We start from the raw sequence: 16,570 nt of genomic DNA, 5'->3' as shown, positions 1-16,570 counted from the left end.
TGACGCGAAAGCACCCGTTGGCGGCGCTTCCCGGAGGGCTTGTATTGACTTTGTCGTTGCACCATGTGGAGGCTAGCCAAGGAAATCCTTATGACGGCCATTGAATCCCCGTGCATCCTGGTCTGCTCGATCGATATGAAAACCGGCTTCTGTTTCGGTTGCGGGCGCACGCGCGCGGAAATCGCTGCCTGGATCGACATGACCCCGCAAACCCGCCGCAGCGTCATGGCCGAGCTGCCGGCAAGGCTGGAAACGGTCGAGCGACGCCCCCGCCGGGAAACCCGTCGCAGCCGCATGGCACGCGAACGCGACGCCCTCTCGTGAACCGGCCGCAGAGATGAACCGACTGCTGTGGATTCTGATCGTCGCGATCGGGGCAGGTGTACTCCTGCTCATGCTCAACGATTCCGCCGGCAGTACATTCGGCATTGAGAATTACGATTTCAGCCAGCTGATCTGGCTTAGCGCTTTAGCGGCGCTCGTCGGCGCCGGCCTGCTCAGATCGGGCAGACCGTTAGGCACCATGGCCCGCAGCCTCGGCGCCTGGGGTGCCATCGTGCTGGCGCTGATCGCCGGCTATCAGTACCGCTATGAGTTGCAGGATTTCGCCAGCCGCGTCACCGCCGGCCTTGTTCCCGGCAGTCCGCTGGCGCTGGGCGTGGAAGAAGGCCATGCCACCGTCACCCTGGACAAGGCCGGCAGCGGCCATTTCGAAGCGCGCGTCACGATCAACGGCACGCCGATCCTGACGGTTGTCGATACCGGCGCGACCAGCACCGTTCTGACCGCCGAGGACGCGCTGGCGGTCGGGTTCAATTCGGCGGCTCTCCGCTTCACCATACCGATCTCTACCGCCAACGGCATGACACGCGCGGCGGCGGTGCGAACCGACGAACTGTCGATCGGCGGCATCGTGCGCAAGGACATGCCCATCATGATCGCCGCACCCGGCACGCTCGGCCAGAGCCTGCTCGGCATGAATTTCATCGGCTCGCTATCGGGCTTCGACGTACGTGGCGATCGCATGATTTTGCGGGATTGAGTTTTTCCTCAGGCCGCCTCTGCGGTCCGGCCGAAATCGACCTCTGCAAAAGCCGCCTTGAGCACCTGCGGTCCGGCACCCGGCCTTGTCGCATCGGTGGACAGGATTTGCCGATAGCGGCGTGCACCGGGCAGGCCGTGAAACAGCCCGACCATGTGCCGGGTGACATGCCCGAGGCGTCCGCCCTGCTCGATATGGCGTGACGCGTAATCCGCCATGGCATCGATCAGTGCGACAAAATCGAACGACTCAGCTGTGCTGCCGTAAAACGCGGCATCGATGCCGGTGAGTATCCCTGGCGTGTGATAGGCGGCGCGGCCGAGCATGGCGCCATCGACATGGTCGAGATGCGTCAGCGCCTCTGCGAGAGATTGAATACCGCCATTGATGCCGATGAATTTGTTTTGTTTTCTGGCTTTCAGCCGATAGACGCGGCCATAGTCGAGCGGCGGGATGTCGCGATTTTCCTTTGGGCTCAGTCCTTCCAGCCAGGCCTTGCGGGCGTGCACCCACAGCGCGTCGGCGCCGGCCGCGAAAACACCATCGGCCAACGCATCGAGTGCCGGTTCCGGATCCTGCTCATCGACGCCGATACGGCACTTGACGGTGACCGGTATTTTCACCGCCGCCTTCATTGCCGCGACGCAATCCGCGACGAGCACGGGCGTCTTCATCAGGCACGCGCCGAAGGTGCCCGACTGGACGCGGTCGGACGGGCAGCCGACATTGAGGTTGATTTCATCATAGCCGAAGGCTTCGCCGATGCGCGCCGCCTCGGCCAGCTTTCCCGGATCGGCGCCGCCGAGTTGCAGCGCCAACGGATGTTCGTTGTCGTCGAAGCCAAGCAGCCGCTCGCGTGCGCCGTGGATGACCGCATCGGCCACCACCATCTCGGTATAGAGCAGCGCCTCGCGCGTCAGCTGGCGATGGAAGAACCGGCAGTGCCGGTCCGTCCAATCCATCATCGGCGCCACGGCAACTTTGTGGCGTAACATGTTCATTTTACTACTTTTCTGTCTCAGTCCGTTCGAATGACAGAGCAATTTGGCAAAAGATGCACACCTAACTGACCCGATATACGATTTTGCCGCCGCAACTGAAAGCAAATTGGCATGTCACACATGTCACTGTACGCACCAGTTAGATGCCTGCCGTGGGACGATGGACCGCCGGCGGCATACCAGTCAGCCAAGGCGAAGCGTGTTGCGGGCGATCTGCCACGCGGATTCGACATGCCGCCGCGCCGCCTCCTCCGCCTCGTCCGGCTTGCGCGAGCGGATTGCATCCATGATTTCGGTCATTTCGGCGATCGCCGGCTCGCGGCGGTTCTCCGACGCGATCGTCATTGAGCGGAGCTGGTTGATGCGGACATTCAGCCCCGTCACGATTTCCCAGGCAATGCGCTTGTCCGCCGCCTCGAACAGCGTTTCGTAGAACTTGGTCGTTGCCCGCATCACCTCGACAGGCGCACCGGACGCCCACGCCTCAAGCAGGTTAGTCAAGGCGGCATCGAGCGAGGCGATCTGCGCGTCCGTGGCTGTCAGGGCGCAAGCCCGCGCCGCGATGCCCTCGAGCAGCGCCCGCAATTCATAGATTTCGTCGGTGCGGCCGAGATCCGGCTTGGCCACGGCGGGTCCGTGGCCCGGTATCATCTGCACCAGGCCTTCCGCCTCCAGCTGCCGCAGCACCTCGCGCACGACGGAACGGCTTACCCCGAGCTGATCGCATAGCGGCCGCTCGACCAGCCTTTCGCCAGGCTGGAAATGGAAGCCCATGATCGCCTCACGCATGCGCTCCAGCGCCAGCGTCCTCAGCGTCTTGGCAGAGCGGTCGATCCGCAGCGTATCGCCTGACATTTTCTCTCCCTACCCCGATCCGGCCACAAAACAGATTCCATAGCCGATTGACAAGGCTTCTGGTGCTCCGTAGTATGGTATACCATAAGATAATGTAAAGATTTCGGCGTTGCACAGCGCCGCGGCGACCGAGGACTTTCATGAAACCAGCCATTCGAAAGATCGTCACCTACATCGAGAACACGCTAATCGAGGGCGGCAAGGAAGCCCCAAAACCGCTGCGTCTGATCGGTGTCGCCGCTGTGCTGACAAATCCTTGGGCCGGCCGCGGTTTCACCGACGACCTGTCGCCGGAGATCCGCGCCATTGCTCCCGTCCTCGGTGAACTGCTGACCCACGAGATTATCGCCGTTGCCGGTTCCGGCGAGGCGATAGAGGGCTACGGCAAGGCCGCGGTCTGCGGCACGGCGGGCGAGATCGAGCATGCATCGGCGCTGATCCATACGCTGCATTTCGGCAACCATTACCGTCGCGCGGTCGGCGCCAAGACCTATCTCGCCTTCACCAATCTGCGCGGAGGGCCGAACACCCCGATCATGATCCCGCTGATGGACAAGAACGACGAAGGCCGACGCTCCCACTATCTGACCGTACATTTCCAGATCGGCGACGCGCCCGCGCCCGACGAGCTGGTGGTGGCGCTTGGCGCTTCGATTGGCGGCCGCCCGCACCATCGTATCGGCGACCGCTATCAGGACCTCAAGGAGGTCGGAGACCTGCATGGCTGACGTCGCTGCCACCGCATGGGTCCGGGACACGGCTCCGGACGGCACCGGCTTCATCCGCGCCGGCTCCGGCGCGCCGGTTCTGCTCATTCACGGTGTCGGCATGAACGCCGCGATCTGGCACGATCAGATCGCGGCGATGAAACACCATCATGACCTGATCGCCATCGACATGCTCGGCCACGGCGTTTCACCGCTGCCGCCGGAAGAAGCCAGCCTGTCGGATTTCGCCGATCAGGCGGTTCGCCTTCTCGACCATCTCGGCGTGGCGTCGGTATCGATCGTTGGCCATTCGATGGGCGCGCTGGTCGCTCTGGAGATCGCCCTTCGCACCCCATCGCGCGTTCGCTCAATCGTCTGTCTCAATGCGGTATTCCGCCGCCCCGCGGCCTTGGCGCAGGCCGTACGCGAGCGTGCGGCCGCGCTCGGCACCCATGGCAACCCTTCCGCCATTGCGGCTACGCTTGCCCGCTGGTTCGGCGACCCGCTGCCGGCGAATCTTATCGGGGCGGCCTCTACCGCGCGCGCCGCCCTTGAAAGGGTCTACCCCGAAGGCTACGCGCGCACCTATCGCCTTTTTGCCCATGCCGATGCCGAGCACGCCGATGCTCTCCCCGGTCTTGCCGCGCCGGCCCTGTTCATGACCGGGTCGCAGGACAGCAATTCGACCCCGGCCATGTCGGCGGCGATGGCGAGGCTTGCGCCGCACGGCCAATGCCTCGTGCTCAATGGAGAAAGGCATATGATGGCAATGGCTTCACCTGAAAAAGTGACCAAACACATCATGGAATTTCTCGACACGGCAGGAGACGCTGGCGTGAAGCCGGAGACGGATGCAGTCTTTGACAGCGGCGAATTCCGGCGCGCGCTCGGCTCGTTCCTGACCGGTGTCACCATCGTCACAACGATCGGAGCGGAAGGCGAACCGCGCGGCTTCACCGCCAACTCCTTCACCTCGGTCTCGCTCGAGCCGCCGCTGGTGCTTGTCTGCATCGCCAAGAGGGCCCTGGGGCACAGTGCTTTTTCGACATCGAGAGGTTTCGCCATCAACATCCTGTCGGAGGACCAGAAGGCCCATTCCGGCATCTTCGCTTCCAAAGCAGCGGACAAGTTCGCGGCCGTGGCCTGGCAGCCGGGCCGAACCGGCAATCCGCTGATCGACGGCTCCGTTGCAGTGTTCGATTGCGGCATGGAGCAGCTGGTCGATGCTGGCGATCACTCGATCCTCATCGGCCGCGTCCACGACTTCAGCCACAACGGAGCCCAGCCCCTCGGTTATTGCAGAGGCACCTACGTCACGCCCGGCCTCAGCCAGGAGGCGCTGGCGGCGGCGCCCCCCGATACGGAGGTCGGCGCCATTCTCGAGAACGAGGGCCGTGTGCTGTTCTTCGCAACGGCCGACGGGTTTCATGAATTGCCTGCGGGGCGCGGACTGGGCACGCCCAACGATGCGCGCAGCCTCAAGGGGCGCCTTGCCGCCAGGGCCATAGACGCGCAGCTCGGCTTCCTTTTCGCGGTGTGGGACGATGCCGCCGAACCCTGGCGCACGCATGTTTATTATCGCGGAACGGCCGAGGGGTCCTATTCCGACGATCGCCAGATGCGGCTTGTCGACATCGAGCAGATCGCCGATCTGAAGATCGCCGATCCCGCGGTGCGTTCGATGCTTGCCCGCTATGCGCGCGAACGCACGGAAGATGCATTCGGCGTCTATGTCGGCAACGAGGTCGAAGGCGAAGTCCGGCCGCTCGCCAAGCCCTCGCCTTCTCAAATTCCTCTTTCCGGCCGCGGGTGAAACCGATGAAGTTTTCGCTTTTCGTGCACATGGAGCGATCGGATCTGGCAAAGCCGCATTCCGAGCTTGTCGGCGAGCTGGAGGAGCTGGTTCTGCAGGCGGAAGAGGCAGGATTCGAGACTGCCTGGATCGGCGAGCATCACGGGATGGAATTCACCATCTCGCCGAACCCGTTCATCAACATCGCCTGGCTCGCCGCCAAAACCAGGCGCATCCGGCTCGGAACAGGAACCATCGTCGCGCCGTTCTGGCACCCGATCAAGCTTGCCGGCGAAGCAGCGATGGCCGACGTCGTCACCGGCGGCCGTCTCGACATCGGCATTGCGCGCGGCGCCTACGCTTACGAATACCAGCGACTTTTCCCAGGCCTCGAGGCCTGGGTCGCCGGGCAGCGTATGCGCGAGATGGTGCCGGCGATCCGGGGCCTTTGGGATGGTGATTTCGAACTCGCCGGCGAGTTCTGGTCGTTTCCTTCAACCACCTCGTCGCCCAAGCCGCTGCAAAAGCCTTATCCGCCGATCTGGGTGGCCGCACGCGATCCGAACTCGCACGACTTTGCGGTTTCCAGCAAATGCAACGTCCAGGTGACGCCGCTTGCCTCCGGCGATGGCGAAGTGGCCAGCCTGATGGAGCGTTTCAACGCGGCGTGCAATGCCCACCCCGACGTACCAAGGCCGGAGATTATGCTGCTGATGCATACTTTCGTCGCCGAGGATGCAGCGGAGGCTGACCGGCTCGCGCAGGATCTGTCGCAGTTCTACTGCCAGTTCGGCGCCTGGTTCCAGAACAAGAAGCCGGTGCACCAGGGCATAATGGAAGCGCTGACCGAAGACGAGATCGCGGCCATGCCGCAATATGCGCCTGACAAGATCAGGCAGAACCTGGTCATTGGCGAAGCCGACGAGGTGATCGCCAGGCTGAAGGCCTACGAAGCGCTCGGCTACGATCAGTATTCGATCTGGATCGACAGCGGCCTTTCCCATCGGCGCAAGAAGAAATCGCTGCAGCTCTTCATCGACAGGGTGATGCCGGCCTTTTCCGAACCGAAAGCCGGATTGCGATGAGCACCACTCAATTCAGGAACTATATTGACGGCAGCTTCGTCGAAGTGGCGGCGACCTTCGACAGCATCGATCCCTCGACGGGCGCGCCATGGGCGAAGATGCCCGCTGCATCGTCTGATGACGTCGACCGCGCCGTCGAAGCTGCTCACCGGGCGCTTGGCTCCGGCACGTGGCCGGCAATGACGGCAACGGCACGCGGCAAGCTTCTGGTGCGGCTCGGCGATCTGGTGGTCGCCAATGCCGACCGGCTGGCGGAACTCGAGACGCGCGATACCGGCAAGATCATCCGCGAGACCCGCGCCCAGATCGCCTATGTCGGCGACTATTACCGCTATTATGGCGGGCTGGCCGACAAGCACGAGGGCTCGTTTGTTCCCATCGACAAGGCCGACATGGAAGTGACCATCCGGCCGGAGCCAATCGGCGTCGTAGCCGCCATTGTGCCGTGGAACTCGCAGCTCTTCCTGTCCGCCGTCAAGCTCGGGCCGGCGCTGGCGGCCGGCTGCACCATCGTTCTGAAAGCATCGGAAGACGGCCCTGCCCCGTTGCTGGCCTTCGCTGAACTCGTCCATGAGGCGGGATTTCCCGCCGGGACCGTGAACATCCTGACCGGCTTCGGCCACGATTGCGGTCACCGGCTGACCAGTCATCCGCTCGTCGCCCGCGTCGCCTTCACCGGCGGTCCCTCGACCGCTCGGCAGATCGTCAGGAATACGGCGGAAAACCTCGCCTTCACGACACTCGAGCTCGGCGGCAAAAGCCCGGTCGTGGTGTTTGCCGATGCCGATCTGGACAGCGCCGCCAACGCGGTCGTTGCCGGCATCTTCGCTGCCACCGGCCAGAGCTGCGTCGCCGGCTCGCGGCTGCTGGTCCAGCGCTCCGTGAAGGACGAATTCCTCGACCGGCTCAAGCGCAAGGCCGAGGCGATCAGGATTGGCGATCCGCAGGATCCCGCGATCGAAATGGGACCGCTCGCCACCTCGCGCCAGCGCGAATGGATAGAGAAGATCATTGCTGAAAGCCTGGCCGCGGGCGGGCAACTGGTCACCGGCGGCATCCGCCCCGCGGGCATGGCGGACGGCTTCTATTACGCGCCGACGATTATCGACGCGCCTGATCAGACGCTTGCCTGCGTGCGCGAAGAGCTCTTCGGCCCGGTGCTCTGTGTGCTAGCCTTCGACAGCGAAGCTGAAGCGCTTTCGCTCGCCAACGACACGAAGTTCGGCCTGGCGTCCGGCGTGTTCACCACCAATCTGGCAAAAGCCCACCGCATGGCGCGCGGCATCCATGCCGGCGTGGTCTGGATCAACACCTATCGGGCGGTCTCGCCGCTGGTTCCGTTTGGCGGCTACGGCCAATCCGGGCTCGGCCGCGAGGGCGGCCTCGATGCGATCCGCGACTACACGCGTTCGAAATCGGTGTGGATACGCACCTCCGACGACCCAATTCCCGATCCTTTTGTCATGCGGTAGCCGCCGCTGGCCGGAGATGCGCGATCAAGGCGAAAACGACCGATCGCGAACAGACACCAACGAAAACAACAGAGGAGAACGACATGAAACTGATCATCACCGGCTTCCTTGCCGGATTTATTGCAACGACAGTTCTGGCAACGACGGCCGCAAAGGCCGAGGACATGGTCTTCACCAGCTGGGGCGGGACGACCCAGGAAGCGCAGACCAAATCCTGGGCCGAGCCGTTCACCGCTGCATCCGGCATCAAGGTCATGCAGGACGGCCCGACCGACTACGGCAAGCTGAAGGCGATGGTCGACAGCGGCAGTGTCAACTGGGACGTCGTCGACGTCGAGATGGATTTCGCCATCAAGGCGGCCAAGGACGGTCTGCTCGAGCCGATCGACTTCAAGGCCGTGCCGAAGGCCGACCTCGATCCGCGCTTCACCACCGATCATGCCGTCGGCAGTTTCTACTATTCCTTCGTGCTCGCCTGGAACAAGGGCGCCGTTTCGGGTGAACCGGCCGGCTGGGCCGACATGTTCGACCTGACGAAGTTCCCGGGCAAGCGGACCTTCTACAAATGGTCGGCGCCCGGTGTCATCGAGATCGCGCTGCTGGCCGATGGTGTTCCGGCGGACAAGCTCTATCCGCTGGATCTCGATCGCGCCTTCAAGAAACTCGACACCATCAAGTCGGACATCGTCTGGTGGGGCGGCGGGGCGGAGTCGCAGCAATTGATCGCATCCGGCGAAGCAACGTTCGGCCAGCTGTGGAACGGCCGCGTCTTCGCACTGGACAAGGAAGGCGCCGATGTCGGCGTCTCCTGGAACCAGAACCTGACCGCAGCCGACGTTCTGGTGGTACCGAAGGGTGCGAAGAACAAGGATACGGCGATGAAATTCCTCGCCGCGGCGAGCAGCCCCGCCGGCCAGGCCAAATTTGCCGAAGCCAGCGGCTATGCGCCGATCAACACCAAGGCCAAGGCAGAGATGCCGGCCGATGCCGTGAAATCGCTGCCGGACGCTCATGTCGACGGACAGATCAATCTCGACATGAACTACTGGGCCGCCAATCGCGACACCATCGCCGCGCGCTGGTATGCTTGGCAGGCGAAATAAGCCCGCCCCTGAACCGCAATGGACGAGACGGTTCGCGCCGTCTCGTCCCGTAGCCGGGTCGCTGTCATTGTCGGTCGAAACACGCCGGAACTTTGGAACGGTGCGGGTGCCGGCAGGTCTCAATGGCCTGCTGCCGGCCCTGATTCTGATTATGCTGTTCTTCGTCGTCCCCGTGCTGGCGCTGCTTTTGCGCAGTGTCACGGAGCCCGAGCCAGGCTTGCAGAACTATGCTGCCCTGCTCGGTGACGGCACCTATGCGCGGGTGTTCTTCAACACATTCCTGGTCGCGGCGTTGGTCACCATCGTCACGGTCCTTGTCGCCTTTCCGGTCGCCTGGATGCTGGCGATCATGCCTTCGGGACCGGCCTCGATCATCTTCGGCATCATCATTCTGTCGATGTGGACGAACCTGCTCACCCGCACCTATGCCTGGATGGTGCTCCTGCAGCGTACCGGCGTCATCAACCGGACGCTGATGACCATCGGCGTCATCGACCACCCGCTGCCGCTCATCAACAATCTCACCGGCGTCACCATCGGCATGGTCTATATCATGCTGCCCTTCATGATCCTGCCGCTGGTCGGCACGTTACGGGCGATCGATCCGATGACGCTGCGTGCGGCGTCGCTGTGCGGCGCAAGCCCTTTCCAGGCGTTCCGCCGCATCCTCGTGCCGCTGTCGTTGCCCGGCGTCGCCGCCGGTGGCCTGATGGTCTTCGTCATGTCGCTCGGCTACTTCGTAACGCCGGCACTGCTCGGCGGCACGTCGAACATGATGCTTGCCGAAATGATCGCGCAGATGGTCCAGTCGCTGCTCAACTGGGGGCTCGGCAGCGCCGCGGCCTTCATCCTGCTTGTCGTCACCATGGCTCTCTACGCGCTGCAACTGCGCCTTGCCGGTGCCAGGCGCATGAGCGGAGGCATCTGAGATGCTGCTCGACTATGACCGCATGGGTGGACTGCGGGTTGCCCTGCTCGGCTTCACCGCGCTGGTCGCCGGCTTTCTTCTGTTGCCGGTGGTCTTCATTGTCCTGCTCTCCTTCGGCTCGTCGCGCTGGCTGGCCTTTCCGCCGCCCGGCTGGACGCTCAAATGGTACCAGGAGCTTTTTGCCGATCCGGCCTGGCTCGGCGCCGCACTGACCAGCGCCCGGATCGCCACCATGACGGCGATCCTGGCAGTGGCGATCGGCCTGCTCGCCTCCTTTGCCCTGGTTCGCGGACGGTTTGCCGGACGTGAGATCGTGCGTGGCCTGCTGCTGACGCCGATGGTGCTGCCCGTCGTTGTCTTCGCCATCGCCATCTACGCGTTCTTCCTTCGCCTTGGCCTCGGCGGCACCACCATCGGCTTCGTCATCGCCCACACCGTGCTGGCGCTGCCCTTCGCCATCATTCCGATCGCCACCGCGCTCGAAGGGTTCGACAAGTCGATCGAGGACGCGGCAATCGTCTGCGGGGCAAGCCCGCTCGAGGCCAGGCTCAGGATCACCTTGCCGTCGATCCGGATCGGCATCTTCTCCGCCGCGATCTTTTCCTTCCTCGCCTCGTGGGACGAAGTCGTGGTGGCGATCTTCATGGCCAGCCCCAGCTTGCAAACCTTGCCCGTCAAGATCTGGGGCAGTCTGCGGTCGGACCTCAGTCCGGTGATCGCCGCTGCCTCCAGCCTGCTGGTCGGGCTGACGCTTGCCCTGATGGTGATGACGGCGCTGCTGCAGCGAAAGTTCCGGACATGACCCACCCTTTCCTCTCCATCCGCAATCTGCGCAAGGCGTTCGGGGCGATCGTCGCCGTGCACGACGTCACGCTGGACATTCCCAGGGGCGAGTTCCTGACCTTCCTCGGGCCCTCCGGTTCGGGAAAATCGACGACGCTCTACGCAATCGCCGGCTTTCAGGACCCGACTTCCGGCGATGTCTTGCTGGAAGGAAAGTCGCTGCTTGCAGTGCCTTCGCACAAGCGCAACATCGGCATGGTCTTCCAGCGCTACACGCTGTTTCCGCATCTGACGGTGGCCGAAAACGTCGCTTTTCCGCTGCGGGTTCGCCGCCAGCCGGACGCCGAGGTGAAGAAAAAGGTCGCCGACATGCTGGCCCTGGTGCGGCTCGAAAGCTTTGCCGGACGCTTACCCGGTGCGCTGTCGGGCGGCCAGCAACAGCGCGTCGCGCTGGCCCGGGCGCTGGCCTACGATCCTCCGATCCTTTTGATGGACGAGCCATTGTCGGCGCTCGACAAGAAGCTGCGCGAGGAAATCCAGGGCGAAATCCGCCGCATCCATCGCCAGACCGGCGTCACCATTCTCTACGTCACCCACGATCAGGAAGAGGCGCTGCATCTGTCGGACCGAATCGCCCTGTTCAAGGATGGCCGCATCGAGCAGACCGGCACCGGCGAGGATCTCTATCTCAGGCCGGCGACCGATTTCGTCGCCGGCTTCATCGGCAATTCGAATTTCCTCGCCGCCGAACATCTCGGCACCACCAACGGCACGACAACGATCCGCATGACAGACGGTTCGGTCATATCCGGAGTCAGGGCCAACGGCACGTTCGGCAAAGGCCAGAAGACCAGGCTGATGATCCGGCCCGAAGCCTTTAGCATGGAGCGGAGCCCGGCGAGCGCGGAACTGAATGTCGAGATCGTCGACATCGCATTTTACGGCGAGCGCCGGCGGATCGTCGCGCGCATCGCCGCTGGACAGGAGGTTGACATCAGGCCGACCTCCGCCGCCATGCAATCGCAGGATGTGTGGCCCTGCAGCCGGCAGGTCTTTTTCGATCCCGCTGCTGCATTCCTGTTTCCGGCCTGACTAAGCCGCGGTGGATCGCCGCCCTTCAACGGTTCGCAGCTGATTGGATGGCGGGCGCAACTCCTGTACCCATTGACAGTCGTCATGCTCGGTTGGAAGATGAAGAAGGTCCGCGGCGATAGCCATACGGGAAGGCAATGGTCCAACCGCCAGATACCGGACACCATCCTGGCAGCGTCGTCGCGGTCATCGTCATTTGTTTGATCATCGTTGCTTTGTTCTTCATAGGCTTCAGATACTCAAGGCCAGGCCAGGGTACCCTCGTTATTCCCGGCGGTACGCTGCAGCAACCGTGAATCCGACCCCTTGGCGCTGACGCGAAGCCGTTCTCAGGCTGCCAAACGTGCCCCGGCGGGACTGGGGGACGCCGCAGAATGGGCCGACGGTTCGCAGCCGGTCTTTTGCCTCTCGCCGCGGCATTCCTTTCCCGCCTAAACTAAACAACCAAGCCTGACCGGTGTGAGGTCGACCATACCAGGAGACGACGAGCGCTCAGCCACCAGGCACTAGACGGCCCTGATCAGCCGGAGCAGAGAAAGCGCTTCGAAAAAGGTCCCCTTGCGAAAGGCAAGATAGGTCGGCTCTTCGACACCATGGAACCGGCGCTTGAAGGCCGCCTGCCCCTGCAGATTGAAGCGGGTGCGATTGACCCAGGGGGAGTCATAGGCACGCTGGAAGGCGTGCCGCCAGAAATCGCTTTCGGCAAACCCGCTAGGTCCGATTTCGACAAGCGGCGACAGGCCTAGGGTGACGACGGAAACACCTTCATCGCGAAAGCGGTCGACCGCGAATTTGGTCAGGCCGATCTCGGCATGCGCCGAGGCATCGATGTGCTTGCGCTTGAACGAGGTGGTGTAGCCGATGACCTTGCCGTCGCTGAACAGCGGATCGAAATCCAGCAAGGCCACGAGCTCCCCATCCGGACCGTGCAGGACGAAACGGCGCATATCGACGCCAAGGTGATCGGCAAACGGCCTGTTGAGAAATCTCATCTCCCAGCGCTTGACGATGCGGTCGCCCCGCCAATTCTGGGAGAGCCTGGCAATCTCGTCGAGGAAGACAGTCCCGTTGTCCTCCGCGAAGAAAAAACCCTTCTTCAAGAGCCAGCGTTCGGAATAGCGCACTGTCTCATTGCGCTTTCCGGAAAAGTCGTGTCTGGGCAGGACAAGCCTGGTGTCGACGCCGAGGCGGTTGACCTGATAGCCAAGCCCGGCAAGCACGCGCGCCGTCTGGTCGCCGATCTGCACGAACCACGGGCTGCCGGCAACCTCGATGAAACGTCTGATATAGTCGCGCCGATCGGCCGGGGCAGCCACTGGATCACCGAGCGCGAAATGATGTCGCGTTTTGCTGCCGTAAGCGATGTAGCCCTGGGCATCGCCGAAGTAGTGAAGCCCCTTCTGCACGGCGGTCGAATAGGCAAGGGAAAAATCACCATGGCGACGGACCAGCGCCAGGCGCTCGACATGGTTCAGCTGCAGCCGCGGTATTTTAGGCCCGCGGTTCTCCAGGAAACGATCGAGGCGTCTTCGCAGTGACGGCATGGTCGACTTTCGCGTGCCGGCTAGGCCGATGAAAGAGCTGACGGACCCAAAAAACCGATCATATTGCCGCGAGCTGATCCTTATCTCAGCGCGGCATGTTTACCCGGCCGGAGCCGCCAGATTCGTAGGCGCAATCTGCCCCGGTCCCGCCCCCAGGCGGCAACACGCATTGTTGTCGACGCCCCGCGCCTGACGGCTGGTTGCTGCGCCCTTGGCGACACGAAAATCAATGCCACTTTCGGAAGCGCCCAGGTCACCTGCCAAACACGATGTTCTTATCGAACGGCGCTCTGAGAAGATTCCGCTTGATCGGAAGCCAGGAACTCGTCGCGTTCTGCTATCCACAAATCGGCGTAGTCGACATTCTGCCATTCGGCAAACCACGGGCCGCCGCTGGTATAGTGGACCGCCTTAGGTGTGCCGACCGCAGGCTTTTCATTCCAACCTTCGAGCCAATTCCACTCTACCGGCAATGAGCCCAAATCTTTGTCGGCAACCCACTGCATTCGGTGAAGATAGGCGCCACTTTCCTGATTCACGACCTCTGGCGTGAGCGATCTGACCGAAGGATGCGCGCAATTGAACAGCATCAGCGACGACCAGTTTTTCCGAGGATAGGACGTCTGGACCACACCATCCATCTTGGTTGTGGCCTTCGGCGTATAGTCATGCTGGACGCAATAGACCGCCTTGTCCGAGTCCGTATATTTCAGCAGGCCTGCGACGTCACCAAGCCACAGGAAATCACAATCGCAAAACAGGGCCCAACCCGTGTAGTCGGCGAGAAAGGGCGTGAGGAAGCGCGTGTAGGTGAACTCCGTTGAGGCGAGCGGATCTTTTTCCCGCCAATAGAGCCCGCGGGCACGCATCTCGTCCTGTTTGATCGGAATGACGGAGACAGGCGCCGACGCATGTTTGAGCAGCGAGTGTCGCGCGACGTCGTACGCGATCGGCTCACGGCTGTCCCATCCGATAAATACCCTAAACGCATCAGTCATATTCACTACCCTGGCTTTCGATTTTTACGGTCGTACACTAACTAGTTGGCGATGGCTCGGCAACAATTGCGGTCAACCAAGCCGGTTTCTCACAGATTTGTCCTGGCCTCAGCCTTGCGTTTTTGGGTGGACCTGGCCTCGCATTCCCAATGCGACACGGGCCCATTTCTGATAGGTGTAGCTGGCCGAATACGCGGCCACCATCGCACCAATGGAACCGTCCAGAAACCCCAGCCGGAAAATATAGCTGCGCACATAGGCCCAGACCGAGCGCAAAACCGCCTTGCCTATCGAGCTTTTTTTGCCCTCGGCAAGCAGTTGCACGGCGGACGCTTCTGCGTACCGGCCGATCTTGTCGTGGGCATCTGCCAAGTCGGTAATGGAATCGTGCTCGATCGGCTGGGACAATCGGCTGACCTTCCCGTTCACCAATACCTTCTCGTGCACGGTGTCGTCGCTGAACCGCCCGGAGCGGCGACGGAAGAGCCTGAGCACCAGATCGGGCGACCAGCCGCTATGGCGGACAATGTGCCCGCAAAAGCGCGATCTTCTCGGTATTTCGAAGCCGTCATTGGCTTTTGGGTCGGCGATTGCGGCCCTTATTTCCGCGCCGAGCGGCGCCTCCACCCACTCATCGGCATCCAGCGAGAGGATCCAATCCCCCGTTGCCGCGGCCAGCGCACGGTTTTTTTGCGCGCCGAAACCGGGCCAATCAACGGTCATCAGGACCTTGGCCCCCAGAGCACCGGCAATCTCCCTGGTCCTGTCGCTGCTGTTGTTGTCGAGAACGACGATCTCATCGGCAAAATGGACCGACCGAAGGCATTGCGCGATGGATGCCTCCTCGTTGCGGGTGATGATAATGACCGAGAGCGCCGGCACGGTCAGAATGCTCCGGCATCAAAGCTGCCACTGTCATTCGAATGCATCTGCAGCATCGGCTCCCGGCCCGTTAGCACACTGAGGGTACTAACCTAATTCAACAAAGTCGAAAATCATTTCAGATCAAGGCTTTCATAAAGCGCCATCATTCGCTTGATCATGACATTGAAATCATAGTGTTCGGCCGCCGCTCTCACCCGGGCCGCGGTGTCAGGTCGTGACGACAACCGCAGCGCGTGCGCGAGCGCTGCAGCGAGATCGCTTTCGCTGGCCGCATCGCAAACGAGCGTCGGCTCGAACCGCTCGACAAGCTCGCGCGCTCCACAGCCGGTGCTTACCACGGCGGGCAAGCCGCTGGCCATCGCTTCGATGACCACTGTGCCGAAAGGATCATAGATGGAAGGCAGCACGGCAATATCGGCCGCGCCGTACCACGGCAGCATGTCTTTCTGCGGCCCTAGCATCTTGAGCCGTGCGCCGAGACCGAGCCTGTCACCGGCCTGCCTGAAAGCGTTGGCGCGCGAATCATGGCCGATGACCCACAATTCAGGCTCGCCATCGCGCCTGGCGGCCGCCTTCATCAGTGCAAGCAGTCCTTTTCGCGCAAAGCCCGAGCCGACAAACAGGACGACCGGCCTGTTTTCGTCGACGTCGAGCCGCGCGCGGATTGTCGCCCGATGCTGTTGGCGCAGCTGCAGGTTGAAACGGTCGAGATCCACCCCGTTGGGAATATGGTGCACATTTTCCGCCGGATAATCGTAGTGACGGACAATGTCCTCGGCGACCATCTTCGAAATCGCTATGACAGCTTTGAGCCGTGGGCTGGCATAGGTTGCGCGCTCGAGGCGCAGCGTCTGGCGGTGAAAGGGGCTCAGCGCCATTGCCGCCCTGCCAAGCCGCGTCTCGAAACGCCGCCGCTCGGCAAGATAGGCGGCATGAACGCCCTCCCCGGCCCGGAAGACATCGCAGCACGGGAGGCGATCGTTGCTCTGCACCAGCGCCGGCGGCATTTCGGCGATCTTGCGGCAGGCGGCTTGAGCAAAGGACGTCGCCCGCAGCGAACGCGGAAACCGGCGTCCGGCACAATGGATGAACTCGATGCCTTCATAACGCGGCCAGTCGCCGGACAGCACGGCCACCCGCCGCTGACGCGCGGCGAATGCGGCCATGATGTTTTCCAACATGATCTCGCCGCCACCGAAGGGCGCATAACGCTGGCGCACGAACAGGATCGGCCTGTCGAATTGAATTTCGGTGCCACGGATGCCGGCGTGCATGGGGTCTGG

General features: G+C 62.5%; 16 protein-coding genes. 10 read left to right on the top strand and 6 right to left on the bottom strand.

The features are described 5' to 3' along the window. Positions 1-90: 90 nt before the first annotated feature. Together NKH30_RS21930 and NKH30_RS21925 are read left to right on the top strand one after the other, a co-directional pair. On the top strand, positions 91-324 hold the full coding sequence (locus NKH30_RS21930; RefSeq protein WP_352471906.1) for a DUF1289 domain-containing protein: 234 nt from the start codon (positions 91-93) through the stop codon (positions 322-324). Between the two features lie 13 nt (positions 325-337). Further along, positions 338-1,042: a TIGR02281 family clan AA aspartic protease gene (locus tag NKH30_RS21925; RefSeq protein WP_352540527.1), complete on the top strand. Its 705-nt coding sequence runs from the start codon at positions 338-340 to the stop codon at positions 1,040-1,042. Between the two features lie 8 nt (positions 1,043-1,050). On the opposite strand, the gene dusA is transcribed toward NKH30_RS21925, so the two are convergent. Further along, on the bottom strand, positions 1,051-2,043 hold the full coding sequence (dusA, locus tag NKH30_RS21920; protein ID WP_352815609.1) for a tRNA dihydrouridine(20/20a) synthase DusA: 993 nt from the start codon (positions 2,041-2,043) through the stop codon (positions 1,051-1,053). Between the two features lie 183 nt (positions 2,044-2,226). Then, positions 2,227-2,898, bottom strand: a complete 672-nt coding sequence (locus NKH30_RS21915) for a GntR family transcriptional regulator (protein WP_023674997.1) — start codon at positions 2,896-2,898, stop codon at positions 2,227-2,229. A 140-nt stretch (positions 2,899-3,038) separates the two neighbouring features. Between NKH30_RS21915 and NKH30_RS21910 the strand changes: the two genes are divergently transcribed. The 8 genes from NKH30_RS21910 to NKH30_RS21875 all read left to right on the top strand — a co-directional run bounded on the left by NKH30_RS21910 (position 3,039) and on the right by NKH30_RS21875 (position 11,860). After that, positions 3,039-3,626: an amino acid synthesis family protein gene (locus tag NKH30_RS21910; protein ID WP_352997018.1), complete on the top strand. Its 588-nt coding sequence runs from the start codon at positions 3,039-3,041 to the stop codon at positions 3,624-3,626. Continuing rightward, entirely contained in the window at positions 3,619-5,418 is a 1,800-nt protein-coding gene (locus tag NKH30_RS21905; protein WP_352997016.1) for an alpha/beta fold hydrolase, read from the top strand. The genes NKH30_RS21910 and NKH30_RS21905 overlap by 8 nt, the downstream gene beginning before the upstream one ends. Before the next feature lie 5 nt (positions 5,419-5,423). Continuing rightward, the gene (locus NKH30_RS21900) at positions 5,424-6,482 is read left to right on the top strand and encodes an LLM class flavin-dependent oxidoreductase (RefSeq protein ID WP_352815614.1); all 1,059 of its coding nucleotides are present in this window, start codon (positions 5,424-5,426) and stop codon (positions 6,480-6,482) included. Then, positions 6,479-7,954, top strand: a complete 1,476-nt coding sequence (locus NKH30_RS21895) for an aldehyde dehydrogenase (RefSeq protein WP_352682797.1) — start codon at positions 6,479-6,481, stop codon at positions 7,952-7,954. The genes NKH30_RS21900 and NKH30_RS21895 overlap by 4 nt, the downstream gene beginning before the upstream one ends. 83 nt (positions 7,955-8,037) lie before the next feature. After that, positions 8,038-9,057: an ABC transporter substrate-binding protein gene (locus tag NKH30_RS21890; protein WP_352471913.1), complete on the top strand. Its 1,020-nt coding sequence runs from the start codon at positions 8,038-8,040 to the stop codon at positions 9,055-9,057. 67 nt (positions 9,058-9,124) lie between these two features. Continuing rightward, complete coding sequence (locus NKH30_RS21885) at positions 9,125-9,985, top strand: ABC transporter permease (RefSeq protein ID WP_502896503.1); 861 nt, start codon at positions 9,125-9,127, stop codon at positions 9,983-9,985. A gap of 1 nt (position 9,986) precedes the next feature. Further along, positions 9,987-10,787, top strand: coding sequence for an ABC transporter permease (locus tag NKH30_RS21880; RefSeq protein WP_352471915.1), 801 nt, complete (start codon positions 9,987-9,989; stop codon positions 10,785-10,787). Beyond that, the gene (locus NKH30_RS21875) at positions 10,784-11,860 is read left to right on the top strand and encodes an ABC transporter ATP-binding protein (protein ID WP_352997013.1); all 1,077 of its coding nucleotides are present in this window, start codon (positions 10,784-10,786) and stop codon (positions 11,858-11,860) included. Before NKH30_RS21880 ends, NKH30_RS21875 begins: the two co-directional genes overlap by 4 nt. A gap of 506 nt (positions 11,861-12,366) precedes the next feature. On the opposite strand, the gene NKH30_RS21870 is transcribed toward NKH30_RS21875, so the two are convergent. The 4 genes from NKH30_RS21870 to NKH30_RS21855 form a co-directional block, all read right to left on the bottom strand. Beyond that, a complete protein-coding gene (locus NKH30_RS21870) occupies positions 12,367-13,404 on the bottom strand; it encodes a phosphatidylglycerol lysyltransferase domain-containing protein (RefSeq protein WP_352613678.1) in 1,038 nt (345 codons plus the stop codon). A gap of 275 nt (positions 13,405-13,679) precedes the next feature. Next, positions 13,680-14,402 (bottom strand): glycosyltransferase, encoded by a 723-nt coding sequence (locus NKH30_RS21865; protein WP_352448862.1) that lies wholly within the window; start codon positions 14,400-14,402, stop codon positions 13,680-13,682. Between the two features lie 108 nt (positions 14,403-14,510). After that, positions 14,511-15,284, bottom strand: coding sequence for a glycosyltransferase family 2 protein (locus NKH30_RS21860; protein WP_352997011.1), 774 nt, complete (start codon positions 15,282-15,284; stop codon positions 14,511-14,513). A gap of 113 nt (positions 15,285-15,397) precedes the next feature. After that, on the bottom strand, positions 15,398-16,561 hold the full coding sequence (locus NKH30_RS21855; protein WP_352997009.1) for a glycosyltransferase family 4 protein: 1,164 nt from the start codon (positions 16,559-16,561) through the stop codon (positions 15,398-15,400). Positions 16,562-16,570: the final 9 nt, after the last annotated feature.

The sequence above is a fragment of the Mesorhizobium sp. M1273 genome (genome assembly GCF_040318195.1).
Taxonomy (GTDB): domain Bacteria; phylum Pseudomonadota; class Alphaproteobacteria; order Rhizobiales; family Rhizobiaceae; genus Mesorhizobium.
Note: the sequence above shows the minus strand (reverse complement) of the source record. Positions and strands in the feature narration are given on the sequence as shown.